A 739-nucleotide genomic window follows, 5' to 3' on the forward strand; every position below is an offset into this window, starting at 1 on the left:
GTGCCCGAGCACGCCGAACTGGCCTGGGTGCTGAGCTGTATCACCGGTTTCGGTGAGGCGAGCCGGATGACCCAGTTCAAGGACAAGTCGGTCAAGCAGGGCGCCGAGAACGCGACCGTCGGCCTGTTCACCTACCCGGTGCTGATGGCCGCCGACATCCTGCTCTACCGCCCGCAGCAGGTGCCCGTGGGCGAGGACCAACGTCAGCATCTCGAGCTCACCCGGAACCTGGCTCAGCGCTTCAACACCCGGTTCAAGAAGACGTTCGTGGTGCCCGAGCCGCACATCGTGAAGGGCACCGCCAAGATCTTCGATCTGCAGGATCCCACCGCCAAGATGAGCAAGTCGGCCTCGAGCGACGCGGGTCTGATCAACCTGCTCGACGACCCGAAGGCGACCGCCAAGAAGGTGCGTTCGGCCGTCACCGACACCGAGCGTGAGATCCGCTACGACCCCGAACACAAGGCGGGTGTGAGCAATCTGCTGGTGATCCTCAGCGCGCTCACCGCCACCCCGATCGTGGGCCTCGAACAGAATTTCGCCGGTAAGGGTTACGGTGATCTCAAGGTCGAGGTGGCCGACGCGCTGGTCGAATTCGTGACGCCCGTGCAGAAGAAGGTGCAGGAGTATCTGTCGGATCCGGCAGAACTGGACCGGATCCTGGCCGCGGGCGCGCAGCGAGCGCGTGAGATCGCAGGCAACACACTTGCTCAGGTGTACGACCGGGTGGGCTTCCTGG

1 protein-coding gene is annotated in these 739 nt (G+C 64.3%); it reads left to right on the forward strand.

Annotated features, from left to right (window positions below; translation table 11 throughout):
* On the forward strand, nucleotides 1-739 hold a 739-nt coding region (gene trpS / locus ACFO5K_RS26085; RefSeq protein WP_378568356.1), incomplete at both ends, for a tryptophan--tRNA ligase.

The organism is Nocardia halotolerans (assembly GCF_042650145.1).
Taxonomy (GTDB): domain Bacteria; phylum Actinomycetota; class Actinomycetes; order Mycobacteriales; family Mycobacteriaceae; genus Nocardia; species Nocardia halotolerans.